This window comes from Emticicia sp. (assembly GCF_049241225.1).
GTDB lineage: Bacteria > Bacteroidota > Bacteroidia > Cytophagales > Spirosomataceae > Emticicia.
This window is the reverse complement of record NZ_JBMLRC010000211.1, coordinates 1-1,681: the sequence shown is the minus strand read 5'-3', so window position 1 is coordinate 1,681 and position 1,681 is coordinate 1. Positions and strand designations below refer to the sequence as shown.

At 37.1% G+C, this 1,681-nt stretch carries 1 protein-coding gene and 1 pseudogene; both read left to right on the top strand.

The genetic code is table 11. The features are described 5' to 3' along the window. A pseudogene (locus ACOVO2_RS11640) lies at positions 1-131 on the top strand (DUF1343 domain-containing protein); the annotation flags it as partial. Between the two features lie 293 nt (positions 132-424). Then, on the top strand, positions 425-1,546 hold the full coding sequence (locus ACOVO2_RS11635) for a PQQ-binding-like beta-propeller repeat protein (RefSeq protein WP_421770138.1): 1,122 nt from the start codon (positions 425-427) through the stop codon (positions 1,544-1,546). The last annotated feature ends 135 nt before the right edge of the window (positions 1,547-1,681 follow it).

The window sequence follows — 1,681 nt, the reverse complement described above, 5'->3', positions numbered from 1 at the left end:
AATTGGCAGGAACAGAAAAATTCAAACAACAAATCATTGATGGCGTTTCGGAAGCTGAAATCCGTAAAAGTTGGGAGCCAGGTTTGAGTGATTTTAAGGCTTTGAGAAAGAAATATTTGATTTATCCATAATCTTTGGTTTCCTCAGAGTCCCACTTAGCCTTAATGCAAATAATAGTTAATGTTCGGCTGATTTTGTAATCAGTCGGTGTGTTAGCCGTTCTTAGAACGGCAGTAGAGAATAGTTTTTTGTATTTGCGTTCTAAGAACGCAAGAAACAATGACTGAATAAATATTCAGCCAAACGGGGATATTATTAACACGAAAACCCAACTATTATCGGACTTAGAAATTAATAATATAACTCAATTTAGGGCTACAATAAACGATATTTCAAGTAAACTTTACGACTTTATTAAAATAAAATGATAAATTATAGATATTTCTTGCAACTGAGAGACGTTTATAGTTTCTCATTCAATATTGATTTGTTTGTTTTCTTCAATAAGAACTCTAAACAAATTATTTGCTTGGATAAAAGACTAAAAAATAGTTGGTCTTACAAGTTTTCCAATAATGCTGTTGTAAGAGTTTATAATGATAAAATCTATATAGCTGATAATTATGACGAAGAAAACATATTACTTGATTTAGAAGGTAAAAAAATTGAAAACCTATCTGAAAGTGCTATTTCTATTGATTTTCATTCAAGTAATTTAGAAAATAGGGTGAAAATTTTCTATGGTGATAGTTCTTTAGCTCTTTATGATTTAACAACTCAAAAAGTGATTTGGACAACATCTTTTAAAGTAAATGTTGATGGAATCCTAAATCCAGAGATGATTTTTTGTGTATTAAAAGGGGGTAACAAAACAATAATATCCCTTGATATAAATACAGGCTCACTTCTCTGGCAATTTTCCGTCTCCGAACTCGGCAAATACACTTGGTCAGATGGGGTAAAAACCCATAGAGAAGAAGGCAAAGTTGAGCGAATCATCGGTGTTTTTGGAGAGGTTTTGGTTTGCGTAATCACGGGTGGGGGCGAGCGTGTAAGAGGCAATACCCAGCTCATCGGCTTAGATACCAGCACGGGCAACCTGCTCTGGCAAATCGAACAATTTATCGGTACACCCAACCGTCAGCTACCCGCCACCGCCACCCTCATGCCCGATGCCCAAAATAAGAACTTAGTCGGTTTCCAGAGTGGAGATTTCATAGAAATAGACCCTCAAGTAGGCAAAGTTTTGAGATATAGCCAAATCAACTTGGTATATGAGCAGCACACCCTTACTGGTTTGATGGATTCATTCAGTTTGCAGGGCGACCACCTCTATTTTCGTAGCTCAGTCAGTAGCATGGGCGGCTTCCCGACCGCCATTGGGGCATTCAACTACAAAACCGAAACCATCGAGTGGCTATACGTTTTCGAGGAGTTTGCCAAAGAAGGTAAGTTTATACCCATCAACCAGCCCAAAGCCGAAGGTAACCGAGTTTACGCCCTCGATTCAGGTAATACCTTGCATATTTTTGAAAGAGAGTATTAAAAATAGCTTAAAAGTGTACTACAATCTTTTTATCTATACATAAACACCTTAAAAACTTCCCCTTTCTTAAATAAACTACGTTCCAACGGCAATTCGAGAAAAGCATCGGCCTCTACTAAGTTTGCCAAATCGCCC

Coding starts and splice junctions, on each gene's coding strand:
- ACOVO2_RS11635 (WP_421770138.1), top strand. CDS start 425: ATGATAAATTATAGATATTTCTTGCAACTGAGAGACGTTTATAGTTTC.